Raw genomic sequence first — 16,088 nt, 5'->3', positions numbered from 1 at the left:
CCTTATCGGACGGCGCTGGGGGCGGACATGACGGTCGTCCTGCCGCCGCCCCGGAGATCCGCGGGGGCGGCGCCCGCGGGGGCGGCGCCCGCGGCGGTCCCGTTCGCGCGCGACCTCGCCCGTCACGGCGACCGGCTCGCCGTCGTCGCCGGCGCCGAGCGCTGGATCTACCGCGAGCTGGCCCAGCGCGTCGGCGCGACGGCGCGGCGGCTCGGCGACGGCCGGAAGCTGGTGCTCGTCAGCGCCGCGAACGACGCGACGTCGCTGGTCACCTACCTTGCCGCGCTGGCCGCCGGCCACGTCGCGCTGCTGGTTCCGCCCGCGCAGGCCGGCGCAGTCGCGGCCGCCTACGACCCCGACGCCGTGTTGCTGTCCGGCGGCGAGCTGGACGTGCGGCGGGACGGGTCCGCGCACGAGCCGCACCCGGAGCTGGCGCTGCTGATGCCGACGTCCGGGTCGACCGGATCGCCCAAGCTGGCCCGGCTGTCGCACGAGAACGTGCAGGCCAACGCGGAGTCGATCGTGTCGTTCCTGGGCATCCGCGACACCGACCGCGCGATCACGACGCTGCCGATGCACTACGTGTACGGACTGTCCGTCGTGAACACGCACCTGCTGGCCGGTGCGGCCGTCGTGCTCACCGACCTCTCCGTCGCCGACGCCTGCTTCTGGGACCTGTTCCGGGCCGAGGGCGCGACGACGCTGGCCGGGGTGCCGCTGACGTTCGACCTGCTCGACCGCGTCGGGTTCGCCGGCATGCGGCTGCCGCGGCTGCGGTACGTCACACAGGCCGGCGGGCGGCTCGACCCGGCGCACGTGCGCCGGTACGCCGAGCTGGGGCGGCGGGGTGGGTGGGACCTCGTCGTCATGTACGGGCAGACCGAGGCGACCGCGCGGATGGCGTACCTGCCGCCATCGCTGGCCGCCGAGCATCCGTCGGCCGTCGGGGTGCCGATCCCGGGCGGCTCGTTCACCCTTGTGCCCGCGCCCGAGGCGACGTCGCCGGACGTCGGCGAGCTCGTCTACCACGGCCCGAACGTCATGCTCGGGTACGCGACGTCGCCGGCCGACCTCGCGCTCGGGCGCACCGTCACCGCGCTGCACACCGGTGACCTCGCCCGGCGCACCGGCGGGCTGTACGAGATCGTCGGGCGGCGCAGCCGGTTCGTGAAGATCGCCGGGCTGCGGGTCGACCTCGCCCACGTCGAGGCCGCGCTGACCCGTCCCGGGGTGGCTGTCCGGTGCACGGGGACGGACGGCGAGCTGCTGGTCGCGGTCGACGGCGCGGAGCCCTCGGCCGTCCGCGACGAGATCGCCGGACGGTTCGGGCTGCCCGCGCGCGCCGTCACGGCCGCCGCCGTCACCGTCGCGGAGACACCGCGGCTGGCCAGCGGGAAGGTCGACCACCCGGCGCTGGGTCAGCTGGTGCGGGCCGCGGCGGCAGCGCCCGCCGGGCCGCCGGACGCCGCCGCCGGGCCGTTGCCGGAGCGGCTGCGGTCGCTCTACGCCGACCTGCTCGGGCGCCCCGACGCGACCCTCGACAGCACCTTCACCGGCCTCGGCGGCGACTCCCTGTCCTACGTCGAGGTGTCGATCCGGCTGGAAGACGAGCTGGGCGTCGTCCCCGCGAACTGGCACGTGACGCCGATCCGCGAGCTGGCCGCCGCGCCCGCCGTCGCCGCTCGCGGGCGGTGGCGGGTCCGCTGCGTCGAGACCGGCGTGGCGCTGCGGGCCCTGGCGATCGTCGGCGTCGTCGGCACGCACGCCGGGCTGTTCACGCTGCTCGGCGGGGCGCACGTGCTGGTGGCGGCGGCCGGGTTCGGGTTCGCCCGGTTCCGCCTGACCGCCGCCGACCGGGTGACGCGGCTACGGCAGCAGGCGGTCAGCGTCGCGCGGATCGTCGTCCCCAGCGTGGCCTGGATCGGCGGTGTCGTGCTGCTCACCGACCAGTACGGGCCGCTGAACGTGCTACTGCTCAACGGGCTGTTCGGGCCGCCGTCGTGGACGTCGGACTGGCATTTCTGGTTCGTCGAGGTGCTGGTCTACATCCTCGTCGTGCTGGCCGCCCTGCTCGCCGTCCCGTTCGTCGACCGGCTGGAGCGGCGCTTCCCGTTCGCGTTCCCGGTCGTGCTGCTGGGGTTCGGGCTGCTCGGGCGGTACGAGGTGGTCGACCTCGGCGTGCCGCACACCATGCCGGTGTTCTGGCTGTTCGCGTTCGGGTGGGCGGCGGCGCGGGCGTCGGTGTGGTGGCAGCGGGCCGGGCTGACGGTGGTGCTGGTGGCGACGGTGCCCGGGTTCTTCGGCAACCCCGCGCGCGAGCTGGCGATCGTCGCCGGGGTGGCGCTGCTGGTGTGGGCCGCGACGGTGCCGTGCCCGGCGCCGCTGCACCGGGTGGTGGGCGCGCTGGCGGGCGGTTCGCTGTACATCTACCTCACCCACTGGCAGGTCTACCCCCGCCTCGTCGACGTCCACCCCGTCCTCGCCGTCGTCGCCTCCCTCTCCGCCGGCGTGGCCCTCTGGTGGTGCGCCGGGCTGGTCAGCGGGCTGGGTGCCAGGTGGCGAGCCGGTCGAACGGCCGTGGGAACAGCTGCTGGTCGCGTCTGACCAGCTCGACCTCGCGCGCGCCCCAATGCAGGAACGGCGGCCCGTCGTGGTCGAAACGGGTGACCAGGGTGCCGTTGGCGTTGAGGCGGAGCATGAGGTTGTACCAGGCGCCGCGGCTCGGGTCGTACATCGACCGGCGCAGTGCCGCCGCCTCCGCCGCGACGTCGGGCAGGTAGCGCAGGTGCTCGTAGCGGGACGGTCCCACGCCGGGCTTCGTGACCATGGCCCAGGTTCGGACGTCGTCGGCCGCCGCGGCGACGTTCAGCACGGCCGTGAGCCAGCCGCCGGGCAGGTGCGGGAGCAGTGCATAGCCCACCCGCAGCAACGGATCGTCCGTCGCCGCCGGGTCGTCGAGGTCGAGCCGGGGAAGCGGCCGCCCGTCGTCGTCGGTGGTCTGGTCGGCCTGGCGCTGGTTCTCCTTGGCCATGATCCGCTCGATCGCGGCCATCGCCGCCGCCTCGTCATCCATTGAGACAATCTACCCTGCGTGCCGTCACCCGGCCGGGTACAGCACCCCGCCGCCGGTGACGGTGACGGAGACGGGCATGCCGGCGTGGTAGCCGGAGCCCTCGTGCGCCGGCACCCGCAGCGGGATCAGCACCGGCGCCGCCCCGGCGGTGCGCAGTAGCAGCTCGGCGTGCGACCCCCGCGGGCGGACGTCCTCGACGACGGCGTTGTGGGTGCCGTTGGCGGGGCCGATCCCGAGCTGCGCCGGCCGCAGCAGCACCCGGCCACCGGCCGCCGATCCGCCGGTGCGGTCGTGCCGGACGGCGACCCGGCCGAGGGCGCAGTCGACGCCGCCGGCGTCGGCCACTGCCGCGGGCAGCACGATCGCCGCGCCGAGGAAGGCGGCGATCGGTGCTGACGGGGTTGTCGAACACGGCCGCCGGCGCTCCGGACTGCACCAGCCGGCCCGCGGCGATGACCGCGATCTGCCCACCGAACGAGAGCGCCTCGTCGTGGTCGTGCGTGACCAGCACGGTGGTGACGCCGCTGGCCTCGAGCGCGTCGATGACGGCCTGCCGGGTCTGCTCGCGCAGGCCGGTGTCGAGGGCGCTGAACGGCTCGTCGAGGAGGACGACGGCGGGACGGGGCGCGAGGGCGCGGGCCAGCGCGACCCGCTGCTGCTGTCCTCCGGACAGCTGGTGCGGGTACCGCCCGGCCAGCTCGGGGTCCAGCGACGCCAGCTCCATGACCTCCCGGACGCGGCCGGGGTCGCGGCGGCGCCGGGGCAGCCCGAACCGGACGTTCTGCTCGACGGTGAGGTGCGGGAACAGCGCGCCGTCCTGGGCGACGTAGCCGATGCCGCGGCGGTGGGCGGCGACGAACCGCCCGGGCGCGGCCAGCGTCGTCGAGCCGAGGCCGATCGATCCGGAGTCGGCCCGTTCGAAGCCGGCGATCAGCCGCAGCAGCGTGCTCTTCCCGCTGCCGGACGCGCCGACGACGGCGGTGCGGGTGCCGGCCGGCACGGTCAGCGACACGTCCCGCAGCACCTCGACCCGGCCGAACGACTTGGCGACGCCGGTCAGCGACAGTGTGGTCATCGGGCCCCCCACCTCCGTGACTGGGCGAACATCAGCGCCACCGCGGGCACCGACAGCAGGATCAGCAGGACGGCGTACGGCGCGGCCGCCGGGTAGTCGATCGCCGAGGCCTGCGACCAGAACTGGGTCGCCAGCGTCCGGGTGCCGTTCGGCGCGAGCAGCAGCGTCGCCGTCAGCTCGTTGGCGGCGCCGAGCCCGACCAGCGCGGCCCCCGCCGCCAGCGACGGCACCAGCAGCGGCACGGTGACGCGCAGCCGCGCGAGCAGCGGAGGGTACCCGAGCGAGCGGGCCATCTCCTCCAGCGCCACCGGCGCCTGCGCGATGCCGGAGCGCAGCGGCACCAGCGCCCGCGGCAGGAAGATCATGACGTACGCGAGCACGACGGTGAACGCCGTCTGGTACAGCCCCGGCAGCACCCGCAGCGTCACCGTCACCAGGGCCAGCGCGACGATGATCGCGGGCAGGCTCGCGGCGACGTACGACGTGCCCTCGAGCAGCCGGGCCAGCGGGCCGGGGTGCCGCGCCGTCAGCCAGGCCAGCGGCAGCGCCACCAGCACGGCGGCCAGCGCGCCGCCGCCGGCCAGCAGCACCGTCTGCGTCAGCGCCGACGGCAGTTCCGGCTGGGTCCAGCCGGAACCCCGCCCCAGCCAGCGCACGACGCTGGCCAGCGGGACGGCGACGGCGGCGACGCCCAGCGCGGCGAGCCCGAGCAGCGCCAGCGGCGTGAAGGCCCCCAGCCGCTGCGGCACCGCCGTCCGCGCCGCGCCCGACCCGATGCGGGCATACCGGGCCCGCCCGCGCGCGCCCGCCTCGGCGATCAGCAGCGACAGGCACAGCACCGACAGCACGACGCCAAGGGCGCCGGCCGCCGGACCGGCGAACGTCGACTGGTACTGCACGACGATCGCCGTGGTGAAGGTGTCGAACCGGATGAACGCGAACGCCCCGTACTCCGCCAGCAGGTGCAACGCGACGATCAGCCCGCCGCCCAGGATCGCCAGCCGCAGCTGCGGCAGCACGACCCGCCCGAACACCGCCCACGAGCCCAGCCCGAGCGAGCGCGCCGACTCCTCCAGAGCCGGGTCCAGCCCGCGGATCGCCGCCATCGCCGGCAGGTACACCAGCGGGTAGTACGCCAGCACCGACACCAGCAGGCCGCCGCCGAGCCCGTGGATCGACGGCACCGCGCTGGCCCACCCGTAGCTGCTCACGAACGCCGGGATCGCCAGCGGCGCCACCAGCACGACCGCCCAGAACCGCCGCGCCGGCAGCGTCGTCCGCTCCACCAGCCACGCCCCGCCGACCCCCAGCAGCACCGTCAGCGGCACACCCAGCACGACGAGCAGAACCGTGTTGACCAGCAACTCGCCGACCCGCGGCCGGAAGATCAGCGGCTCCAGCGTGTCCCAGCCGACGTCGAGGACGACGGAGACGACGTAGCCGAGCGGCACCAGCAGGACGGCCGCCAGCGCCGCCGCGACGACGACCAGCGCGACCGGCGGGCGCGACGCCCCGCCCGCGCGGCGCGGTGTCTGGACGGAGGTGACGGTCACGGTGTGACCCCTAGAGCAGCCCTGCGTCCGTCATCAGATCGGTGACCTCGACGCTGTTGAGCGCCGACGGGTCGACCTGCGGCGCCTGCAGGGTGTCCAGCGGCGGCAGCGCGGGGTTGGCGGCGACACCACTCGCGACCGGGTACTCCATGCTGTAGCCGGTGCCGAGGATCTCCTGGCCGGTGCTGCCGGTGAGGAACGCCAGGAAGGCCTGCGCGTCGTCCTGGTTCTGGCTGGAGGCGAGGACGCCGCCGCCGGAGACGCTGACGAACGCGCCCGGGTCCTGGTTGCGGAAGTAGTGCAGCTGGGTGTTGCCGCTGTTCTCCTTGGTGCCGTCCTGGTCGCGGTACCAGTAGTAGTGGTAGATGACGCCGCCCGGGATCTCGCCGGCGTTGACGGCCTTCATGGTCGCGATGTTGTTCTGGTAGACGGTGGCGTTGTCCTTCATGCCGTCCAGCCAGGCGCTGGTGGCGTCGGCGCCCTCGAGTTCCAGGATCGCCGAGACGATCGCCTGGAAGTCCGCACCGCCCGGCGCCGCGCCCCAGCGGCCCTTCCACGCGGGTCCGGCGAGGTCCGTGATCGACGCGGGCAGCTCGGCCTCGGTCAGCTCGTCCGGGTCGTAGACGAAGACGGTCGAGCGGGCCGCGATGCCGGTCCACCGCCCCGACGAGGGCCGGTACTGTGCGGGCACCTGGTCCAGCGTGGTCTGGTCGACGGGCGCCAGCAGGCCGGCGTTCTCGACCAGCGAGATGGCGGGGGAGTTCTCGGTGAGGAACACGTCCGCCCGCGACTGGTCGCCCTCCTGGACCAGCTGGTTGCCCAGTTCGGAGTCGGATCCGTTGCGCAGGACGACCTCGATGCCGGTCTCGTCGGTGAAGGCGTCGGCCCACTCCTGGGTGAGCTGTTCGTGCTGGGCGTTGTAGACGACCAGGGCGTCGTCGGAGGCGCCCGCGACGGCGTCGGGCTCCGCGCCGTCGTCGGAACAGGCGGTGAGGCCGAGCACAGCGGCCACGAGGCCGGCGGCGAGCGCGGTGCGGGAGCGGCGGCGGGTCATGGTGTCCTCGATGGGTGCGATCCGGCGAAGCGGAGGCGAGAATAGCCTAACCTAACTTACGCAGACCGGCACCCATCGGATTGCGGGAAGAACGACGAGGTCAGGCCAGCCAGCCGCCGGCCCGGGCGATGACCAGGCCGCCGAGCGCCACCACGATGAACCCTCTGCTCAGCCGCTGCCCGGCGGCGAGCCGCGGCCACGCCAGCACCAGCAGCCAGGCCAGGAACAGCACCACCAGACCGAGCAGCGCCGGGCCGATGGGCGACGGCGCCAGCAGGCCGCCGAGCAGGATGCCCGCCGTCACGATGCCGAGCAGCCACTTGGGCGCGGCCGTGAGCTTGACCAGGACGGGGTAGCTGACCGCCTCGATGCGGGCCCGCGCGCTCGACCGGGGCGGCGGGCCGGACGGGGCGGGGCGGCGGCTGCCGCCGGACCGCGGCGCGCGCGACCCGGCGCCGGGCGCGGCGGGCCGGCGATTCGGGTTGCGGCGTGGCTGGCGGTTCTGCGGCACTGGAGAATCCTTCGGGTGTGTCCGACCTACTCGGCCGCATCATCGTACGGTGGTTGGTCGACATACTGCTGCATGGCTCTGACAGAGTCGAGGCTCCGCCTCTGCTGGCCCTGGCCTCGAAAGGATCACGATGCTCGTCGTCACCCGCTACCGGGTCCCGCCCACGGACGCGGTGCCGTTCCGCGACCGCGCCCGGCGCGCACTCGAGGTGCTCGCGACCCGGCCCGGCTGGCGCGGCGGCCACGTCGGCCGCGCGGCAGACGATCCCGAACTGTGGGTGGTCAGCAGCGAGTGGGAGAACGTCGGCTCGTACCGCCGCGCGCTGTCGTCGTACGAGGCCAAGCTCGAGGCGGTGCCGCTGCTGTCGCTGGCCATCGACGAGCCGACGGCGTTCGAGGTCGTCGCGACGGTCGACCACACGGGCGCGAGCGTCCGGGCCGCCGACGCCGACGAGGTCGGGCTCGGCCAGGCCGCCGCTCCCGTCGTCCCCACTGATTTCGACCGCGGCGAGCGCGCGTGAACGCCGTGCACGTCCACGGCACCGAACCCGCGCCACCGGCCGGGCCGCACGTGCGCCGGCTGGTGCTGGCCGTGCTGATCCCGCTGGTCCTGGCCACCATCGCCGGGCTGATCGTGCTCTGGCCCGACGGCGACCCGCCCAGCATCCAGGCCGGCGTCCGCACCGACGGCACCATCCTGGCCGTCGAGCCGTGCCAGGACGTCGTCGAGACCCCGCCGACGCCCGAGGGCGAGGACACCGCCGCCGAGTGCCTGCAGGCGCGGGTCCGCGTCGACGCCGGGCCGGACGACGGCACCGAGACCGTCGTGCCGCTGCCGTTCGGCGTCGGCGCGCCCGAGTTCCACGACGGCGACGCGGTCGTGCTCAGCGCGCTGCCCGACGCGCCGCTGGAGACCCGCTACGAGGTGCTCGACTTCCAGCGCGACGTGCCGCTGCTCTGGCTGGCCGGGCTGTTCGCCGTCGCCGTCGTGGTGCTGTCGGGCTGGAAGGGGCTGGCGGCGCTCGGCGGGCTGGGCGTCTCGATGGTCGTGCTGCTGGTGTTCGTGCTGCCGGCGCTGCTGACGGGGGAGTCGCCGCTGCCGGTGGCGGTCGTCGGGGCGTCGCTGATCATGATCGTGACGCTGTACCTCGCGCACGGGCTGTCCATCCGCACGTCCGTCGCGCTGATCGGCACGCTGGTCAGCCTCGCGCTCACCGGGGTGCTCGGCTCGCTGTTCACGTCGCTGGCCAGCTTCACCGGGCTGGCCGGCGAGGCGTCGTCGTACCTCGGCACCGTCAACGCCGACATCGACCTGCGCGGACTGCTGCTGGCCGGGCTGGTCATCGGCGCCCTCGGCGTGCTCGACGACGTCACCGTCACGCAGAGCGCCGCCGTGTGGGAGCTGGCCGCCGCCGACGCGACGGCGTCGCGGCGGTCGCTGCTCGGCGCAGGGCTGCGCATCGGCCGCGAGCACGTCGCGGCGACCGTGAACACGCTGGTCCTGGCCTACGTCGGCGCCTCACTGCCGCTGCTCATGCTGTTCAGCGTCGCCGGCCAGAGTGTGACCGACGTCATCACGACCGAGGCGGTGGCGCAGGAGATCGTCCGCGCGCTGGTCGGCGGCCTCGGCATCATCGCCGCGGTGCCGGTCACGACGCTGCTGGCGGTCCTGGCCGTCCGGGGACGATCGGCCCGGCCGGCTGGACGGCGCCGCAAGCCCATGTCGTCTACCCTCGAAGCTTGACCAGGACGCCGAGACCCCGAATGGAGTGACCACCGTGCCTGCGCCCGTCGACGCCATCGTCTCCCTCGCCAAGCGCCGTGGTTTCGTCTATCCGACGGGTGAGATCTACGGCGGTACGCGCTCGGCCTGGGACTACGGGCCGCTCGGCGTGGAGCTGAAGGAGAACGTCCGCCGCCAGTGGTGGCGTTCCATGGTGCAGCAGCGCGACGACGTCGTCGGCCTCGACTCCGCGGTCATCCTGCCGCGCGAGGTGTGGGTCGCGTCCGGACACGTCGAGGAGTTCGTCGACCCCCTGGTCGAGTGCCAGTCCTGCCACCGCCGCCACCGCGCCGACCAGCTGGAGGAAGAGCACGCCGCCCGCACCGGCCTGCCGGTCGCCGGCGGGCTGGCCGAGGTGCCGTGCCCCACCTGCGGCGCGAAGGACTCCTGGACCGAGCCGCGCATGTTCAACGGCCTGCTCAAGACGTTCCTGGGCCCGGTCGAGTCCGACGAGGGGCTGCACTACCTGCGGCCCGAGACCGCGCAGGGCATCTTCGCCAACGTCGTCAACGTCATGAACTCCTCGCGCAAGAAGCCGCCGTTCGGCATCGCGCAGGTGGGCAAGTCGTTCCGCAACGAGATCACGCCGGGCAACTTCATCTTCCGCACGCGCGAGTTCGAGCAGATGGAGATGGAGTTCTTCGTCGCGCCGGGCACCGACGAGCAGTGGTACGAGTACTGGCTGCAGGAGCGGTGGGACTGGTACCTCGGGCTGGGGTTGTCCGAGCACAACCTGCGCCGGTACGAGCACCCGAAGGAGAAGCTCTCGCACTACTCGAAGCGCACCGTCGACATCGAGTACCGCTTCGGCTTCGGCGCCACCGAGTTCGCCGAGCTCGAGGGCGTCGCCAACCGCACCGACTTCGACCTCACGACGCACGCCAAGCACTCCGGCCAGGAGCTCAGCTTCTTCGACCAGGAGAAGGGTGAGCGCTGGACGCCGTACGTCATCGAGCCGGCCGCCGGGCTGACCCGCTCGGTGCTCGCGTTCCTGCTCGACGCCTACGACGTCGACGAGGCGCCCAACGCCAAGGGCGGCGTCGACACCCGGCACGTGCTGCGCCTCGACCCCCGGCTGGCGCCGGTGAAGGTGGCCGTGCTGCCGCTGTCGCGCAACGCCGACCTCTCGCCGAAGGCGCGCGATCTCGCCACCCGGCTGCGTTCGCGCTGGAACGTCGAGTTCGACGACGCCGGCGCCATCGGCCGCCGCTATCGCCGTCAGGACGAGATCGGCACCCCGTTCTGCGTCACCGTCGACTTCGCCACGCTCGAGGACGACGCCGTCACCGTCCGCGACCGCGACACCATGCACCAGGAGCGCATCGGCATCGACCGCGTCGAGGCGTATCTCGGGGAACGGCTGCCCACGTGCTGACCACCGTGCCGTCCGTCGCCCCGTTGCGGCTGGGATCGCTGCGGGTCGGCCCGCCGGTCGTGCTCGCGCCGATGGCCGGCGTCACCAACGCCGCGTTCCGCCGGCTCTGCGCCGAGCAGGGCGCCGGGTTGTACGTGTGCGAGATGATCACCTCCCGCGGCGTCGTCGAACGCGACGAGAAGACGCTGAACATGCTGGTCTTCGCCGACAACGAGGACGTCCGCTCGGTCCAGCTCTACGGCGTCGACCCCTACTACGTCGGCGAGGCCGTCAAGGTCCTGGCCGGCGACTTCGGCGTCGCCCACGTCGACCTCAACTTCGGCTGTCCCGTGCCCAAGGTCACCCGCAAGGGCGGCGGTGCGGCGCTGCCGTACAAGCGCGGGCTGCTCGAGGCCATCCTGCGCTCGGCCGTCGCCGCCGCGGGCCCGTACGGCATCCCCGTCACCATGAAGACCCGCAAGGGCATCGACGACGACCACCTCACCTACCTCGATGCCGGGCGCATCGCCGAGGACGCCGGCTGCGCCGCCATCGCGCTGCACGGGCGCACCGCCGTCCAGCACTACTCCGGCGAGGCCGACTGGTCGTCCATCGCCGCGCTGAAGGAGCAGGTCGGCATCCCGGTGCTCGGCAACGGCGACATCTGGGAGGCCGCCGACGCCGTCCGCATGCTCGACGCCACCGGCGCCGACGGCGTCGTCGTCGGCCGGGGGTGTCTAGGGCGGCCGTGGCTGTTCCGCGACCTGGCGGCCGTCCTGTCTGGCGCGCCCGCGCCGTCGCTGCCGTCGCTGGGCGAGGTGGCCGCCATGATGCGCCGCCACGCCGAGCTGCTCGCCGAGCTCATGGGTGAGGACCGCGGGCTGCGCGACATGCGCAAGCACATGGCCTGGTACCTCAAGGGCTTCATCGCCGGCTCCCAGGTCCGCGCTTCACTCGGCATGGTGTCGACGCTGGCCGACCTCGACGCGCTGCTGGCCGAGCTGGACCCGTCCCAGCCGTACCCCGAGGCCGAGCTGGGCCAGCCGCGGGGGCGGCAGGGGAGTCCGCGCAAGGTCGCCCTTCCCGCCGGCTGGCTCGACGACACCGACGGCGTCACCGGCGATCTCGCCGACGCCGAGCTCGACATCTCCGGCGGCTGACACCCGCTCGGGTCGCCCTGATCATGGAACCCGGCTGCCGGCCGACCTCTTGACACCGGACATTCGGTACGGAACTCTCTCCTCGTAACCGGTTACTGATACCGGTTACATTCGGCGGGCGGGCACACGAATTCGACGTCGGCCGGGCACGGCACGGGGGGCAGGGGGACTCGACGGAGAGGAACCGCTCATGGCTCAGCCCGGACCACGCCGGCGCGCCCGGCACCCGCGCAGACCGTCCGCCCTCGTCGCGGTCGTCGCCTTGATCGCCGGGCTGCTGGCCGCGCTCGGCGCACAGGCGCCCGTGGCCGGCGCCCACCCGGGCCACGGCGGCTACTCGATCCTCGTGTTCAGCAAGACCGCCGCGTTCCGGCACGACTCCATCCCGGCCGGCATCGCCGCGCTCCAGCAGCTGGCCGCCGAGCACGAGTTCACCGTCACCGCCACCGAGGACGCCGCCGCGTTCACCGACGAGAACCTCGCCCAGTACGACGCGGTGGTCTGGCTGTCGACCACCGGTGACGTGCTGAACGACGAGCAGCAGGCGGCGTTCGAGCGCTACATCCAAGCGGGCGGCGGCTACGCCGGCGTGCACGCCGCGTCCGACACCGAGTACGACTGGCCGTGGTACGGCGAGCTGGTCGGCGCCTACTTCCAGGGGCACCCGCGCAACCAGGACGCCACCGTCACCGTCGCCGACCGCACCCATCCGTCGACGGCTCATCTCCCCCAGGACTGGCAGCGCTTCGACGAGTGGTACAGCTTCCGCACCAACCCGCGCGGCAGCGTGCACGTCCTGGCCAGCCTCGACGAGAGCACGTACGACCCCGAGGCGAACCCGATGGGCCTGGACCACCCGATCGCCTGGTGCCAGACCTACGACGGCGGGCGCTCGTGGTACACCGCCGGCGGCCACACCACGGAGAGCTACTCCGAGCCGGAGTTCCTGCAGCACCTGCTGGGCGGCATCGAGACCGCGGCGGGCGCGACGGCGGCCGACTGTGGCGGCACGTCGTGGGACAGCTTCGACAAGGTCCCGCTCGACACCGGCACCGCGAACCCGATGGAGCTGGACGTCGCGGCGGACGGGCGGGTGTTCTACGTCGAGCGGGCCGGCGAGGTCCGGATGATCGACCCGGCGAGCAGCCAGACGACCGTCGTCGGCACGCTGGACGTGTACACGCAGCGCGAGGACGGGCTGCTCGGCATCGCGCTGGACCCGGACTTCGTCAACAACGGCTGGCTCTACCTCTACTATTCGCCGGACGGCACGGAGGCCGAGCAGCGGCTGTCGCGGTTCACGCTGACCGGCACGACGCTCGACCTCGCCAGCGAGGTGCAGTTGCTGGAGGTGCCGGTCGACCGGGCGGTGTCCGGGCACGCGGGCGGCTCGCTGAGCTTCGACGCGGCCGGCAATCTGTACCTGGCGACCGGCGACGACACCAACCCGTTCGAGTCCGAGGGCTACGCGCCCATCGACGAGCGGCCCGGCCGCGCCTCGTTCGACGCCCAGCGCAGTTCGTCGAATACCAACGACCTGCGCGGCAAGGTGCTGCGCATCCACCCCGAGCCCGACGGCAGCTTCACCGTCCCCGACGGCAATCTGTTCGCGCCCGGCACCGCGCAGACCCGCCCGGAGATCTACGCGATGGGCTTCCGCAACCCGTTCCGCATCGAGGTCGACGGCGAGACCGGCGCGCTGCTGGTCGGCGACTACGGGCCGGACGCGCCGCAGGCGGACCCGGACCGCGGCACCGAGGGCCAGGTCGAGTGGAACCGCATCACCGCCGCCGGCAACTACGGCTGGCCGTACTGCCACGGCGCCGGCCCGTTCCGCGACTGGGACTTCGCCACCAGCACCGCCGGCCCGCCGTTCGACTGCGCGAACCCGGTCAACGACTCGCCGAACAACACCGGCCTGACGCAGCTCCCGCCGGTCACGGCGCCCGACATCTACTACGGCCGCTCCGAGACCGGCACCAACACGCCCGAGATGGGGACCGGCGGCGGCGCGATGGCGGGCCCGGTCTACCGCTACGACGACGCGCTGGACTCCGACGTCAAGTGGCCCGAGTACTACGACGGCGCCGCGCTGTTCTACGAGTGGACGAACACCGAGGACGGCTACGTGCGGCCGTTCGACAACGACGTCTGGGAGTTCCGCCTCGACGGCGACGCCGTCCACGACGTGAATCCGCTGCTCACCAGCATGGACTTCCTACGCCCCATGGACATGACGTTCGGCCCGGACGGCGCGCTGTACGTGATCGAGTGGGGGACGGGGTTCGGCGGCGACAACGCCGACTCCGGCATCTACCGCATCGAGTACACCGGCGTGGGCACCCGGCCGGTCGCGCAGGCGGCCGCCGACCCGACGTCCGGCGCGCTGCCGCTGACGGTGCGGTTCAGCAGCGACGGATCCGGCCACCCGAGCGGCCTGCCGGTGACGTACCACTGGGCGTTCGGCGACGGTGCGGAGTCCACCGACCCGAACCCGGAGCACACGTACACCGTCGCCGGCCAGTACTCGGCCCGTCTGACGGTGACGGCGGACGACGGCGCGACCCGCTCGCAGACCGTCCAGATCACCGCCGGCAACACGGCGCCGGAGGTCACGCTCGACCCGCCCGCCGACGGCGGCTTCTTCGACTTCGGCGACGACATCGCGTACGGCATCGACGTCACCGACGCCGAGGACGGCTCGACCGGCGACGGCATCTCCTGCGACGGCGTCGACCTGCAGGTGCTGTTCGGGCACGCGGGCCACGCGCACCCCGTCGAGGTGCTGCCGGGCTGCGAGGGCGCCGTCGCCACCAGCACCGACGCCGGGCACCCGGCCGGCGAGGACCTGTTCTGGGTGCTGGAGGCCCGTTACACCGATCAGGGCGGCGCCGGCGTCGGCGCGCTGACCGGGCGCGACCTGCACGTCCTGCAGCCGAAGCTCAAGGAGGCCGAGCACTTCCAGACGATGAGCGGCATCCAGCTCGAGGCCACCAGCGACCCGCGCGGCGGCCGGCAGAACATCGGGTTCATCGACGACGGCGACTACATCTCCTACGACCCGATGAACCTCGCCGGCATCGACGCGATCACCTACCGGTTCGCGTCGGGTGGCAGCGGCGGTCGCATCGAGATCCGCTCCGGCGCGCCCGACGGCCCGCTGGTCGGCGACAGCGGGTTCATCGAGCCGACCGGCGGCTGGCAGTCCTGGAAGGACGTCACCGTCCCGGTCGAGGACCCCGGCGGCACCCACGAGCTGTTCTTCGTCTTCCGGCACGAGCCCGGCTCGACCGGCCTGTTCAACCTCAACTACCTGAAGTTCCGCGGCAAGGGCGTGTCGGTCGACGCGCGGCCGGAGATCTGGTCGGTCGAGGCGACGCCGCCGTCCGGCGAGCTGCCCTACGAGGTGACGCTGAGCGCCGAGGCCACCGACCCGGAGGGTCAGGACCTCACCTACACCTGGGACCTCGGCGACGGCACGACGGCCACGGGTGCGCAGGTCACGCACACCTACGAACTGTCCGGCGTCTACCGCCCGACGGTGACCGTCACCGACGCCGCGGGATCGGCGGCGCACGACTCCGTCCGCGTCGAGGCCGTGCCACAGGCGTCGCCGCCGATCGAGTGCGCCGACCCGGGCAGCGACCCGGCGCCCGACGACGAGTTCGACGGCGACCGGCTGGACGGCTGCCGCTGGGACGCCGTCGTCCGGCCCGACCTCAACCGGTTCCGCGTCGAGGGCGGTCAGCTGAAGATCGACACCACTCCGACCAACCTGTTCGACCAGCACAACAACGCGCCGAACCTCATGCTGCAGACGATGCCCGAGGGCGACTGGGTGGTCGAGACCCGGGTCTCCGGCGACGTCTGCGAGCGCTGGCAGCAGGGCGGCCTGCTGGTCTACGAGAGCGACCAGACCTTCCTCAAGCTCGACTACGTCGGCACGTCGCCGGTCGGCGAGCCGTGCGCCCGCAAGATCGAGATGCGCCACGAGATCGACGACATCTTCCAGCCAGCGTTCCCTGAGGTCACCCTGCCCGACGGCGTGACGACGTGGTGGCTGCGGCTGGAGAAGTCCGGCTCGACGTACACCGGGTACTACAGCGCCGACGGCGTGACCTTCGAGCAGGTCGGCGTCATCGAGAACGACCGCCTCGCCACGGCCGACGTCGGGCTGTACGCGTTCGGCCAGGAGCAGACGCAGGCCACCACCGTCGCGTTCGACTGGTTCCACGTGCTGGAGTCCGGACCGCCGGACGCCTGCCCCGACTCCGACGAGAGCCCGACGGTCGTCATCCGCGACGTCGACTCCGGCGTGACGAACCACGAGCGCGCCGACGGATGCACCGTCGAGGACCTCATCGAGGACGAGAAGGAGTGGCCGAACGAGGGGCGGTTCCTGATGCACGTCCGCAGCGTGACCCAGCACCTCGTGCATGACGGCGTGCTGACCCGCACCGAGCGCGCGGCCGTCATCGACGCCGCCGCCCGCAGCTGACCCCGTCCGTCAACCCCGGAAAGGACCA

The 16,088-nt window shown here is 73.1% G+C and carries 11 protein-coding genes and 1 pseudogene; 6 read left to right on the top strand and 6 right to left on the bottom strand.

Translation table 11 applies throughout. From position 1 onward, the window contains the following. The first annotated feature begins 27 nt into the window (after positions 1–27). Positions 28–2,604, top strand: a complete 2,577-nt coding sequence (locus BLU82_RS19325; protein ID WP_092622736.1) for an AMP-binding protein — start codon at positions 28–30, stop codon at positions 2,602–2,604. Here BLU82_RS19325 and BLU82_RS19320 read toward each other — a convergent pair. From BLU82_RS19320 to BLU82_RS19300, 6 genes and pseudogenes are all read right to left on the bottom strand, one after another. After that, positions 2,537–3,073, bottom strand: a complete 537-nt coding sequence (locus BLU82_RS19320; RefSeq protein ID WP_092622735.1) for a hypothetical protein — start codon at positions 3,071–3,073, stop codon at positions 2,537–2,539. The genes BLU82_RS19325 and BLU82_RS19320 overlap by 68 nt on opposite strands. A gap of 24 nt (positions 3,074–3,097) precedes the next feature. After that, positions 3,098–3,331 (bottom strand): TOBE domain-containing protein, encoded by a 234-nt coding sequence (locus BLU82_RS36385; protein WP_370246324.1) that lies wholly within the window; start codon positions 3,329–3,331, stop codon positions 3,098–3,100. A 391-nt stretch (positions 3,332–3,722) separates the two neighbouring features. Continuing rightward, positions 3,723–4,148, bottom strand: a pseudogene (locus BLU82_RS36380) (ATP-binding cassette domain-containing protein); the annotation flags it as partial. Next, on the bottom strand, positions 4,145–5,701 hold the full coding sequence (locus BLU82_RS19310; RefSeq protein WP_092622733.1) for an iron ABC transporter permease: 1,557 nt from the start codon (positions 5,699–5,701) through the stop codon (positions 4,145–4,147). The gene BLU82_RS19310 and the pseudogene BLU82_RS36380, both read right to left, overlap by 4 nt. A gap of 10 nt (positions 5,702–5,711) precedes the next feature. Continuing rightward, complete coding sequence (locus BLU82_RS19305; RefSeq protein ID WP_092622732.1) at positions 5,712–6,755, bottom strand: iron ABC transporter substrate-binding protein; 1,044 nt, start codon at positions 6,753–6,755, stop codon at positions 5,712–5,714. A 100-nt stretch (positions 6,756–6,855) separates the two neighbouring features. Next, on the bottom strand, positions 6,856–7,266 hold the full coding sequence (locus tag BLU82_RS19300) for a DUF6703 family protein (protein WP_092622731.1): 411 nt from the start codon (positions 7,264–7,266) through the stop codon (positions 6,856–6,858). A gap of 130 nt (positions 7,267–7,396) precedes the next feature. Between BLU82_RS19300 and BLU82_RS19295 the strand changes: the two genes are divergently transcribed. The 5 genes from BLU82_RS19295 to BLU82_RS19275 all read left to right on the top strand — a co-directional run bounded on the left by BLU82_RS19295 (position 7,397) and on the right by BLU82_RS19275 (position 16,060). Continuing rightward, the gene (locus BLU82_RS19295) at positions 7,397–7,786 is read left to right on the top strand and encodes an antibiotic biosynthesis monooxygenase (protein WP_092622730.1); all 390 of its coding nucleotides are present in this window, start codon (positions 7,397–7,399) and stop codon (positions 7,784–7,786) included. After that, positions 7,783–9,009 carry a YibE/F family protein gene (locus BLU82_RS19290; protein WP_092622729.1) on the top strand — a complete coding sequence of 409 codons (1,227 nt, stop codon included), beginning with the start codon at positions 7,783–7,785 and terminating at the stop codon, positions 9,007–9,009. The genes BLU82_RS19295 and BLU82_RS19290 overlap by 4 nt, the downstream gene beginning before the upstream one ends. A 34-nt stretch (positions 9,010–9,043) precedes the next feature. Further along, positions 9,044–10,423 (top strand): glycine--tRNA ligase, encoded by a 1,380-nt coding sequence (locus BLU82_RS19285; RefSeq protein ID WP_092626028.1) that lies wholly within the window; start codon positions 9,044–9,046, stop codon positions 10,421–10,423. Then, positions 10,417–11,562, top strand: a complete 1,146-nt coding sequence (dusB, locus tag BLU82_RS19280; protein WP_197682332.1) for a tRNA dihydrouridine synthase DusB — start codon at positions 10,417–10,419, stop codon at positions 11,560–11,562. Before BLU82_RS19285 ends, dusB begins: the two co-directional genes overlap by 7 nt. A gap of 190 nt (positions 11,563–11,752) precedes the next feature. Beyond that, positions 11,753–16,060, top strand: a complete 4,308-nt coding sequence (locus tag BLU82_RS19275; RefSeq protein ID WP_092622728.1) for a ThuA domain-containing protein — start codon at positions 11,753–11,755, stop codon at positions 16,058–16,060. Positions 16,061–16,088: the final 28 nt, after the last annotated feature.

Origin of the sequence: Jiangella sp. DSM 45060, assembly GCF_900105175.1 — a bacterium.
GTDB lineage: Bacteria > Actinomycetota > Actinomycetes > Jiangellales > Jiangellaceae > Jiangella.
The sequence above is the reverse complement of the archived record's forward strand: the minus strand, read 5'-3'. Positions and strand labels throughout refer to the sequence as shown.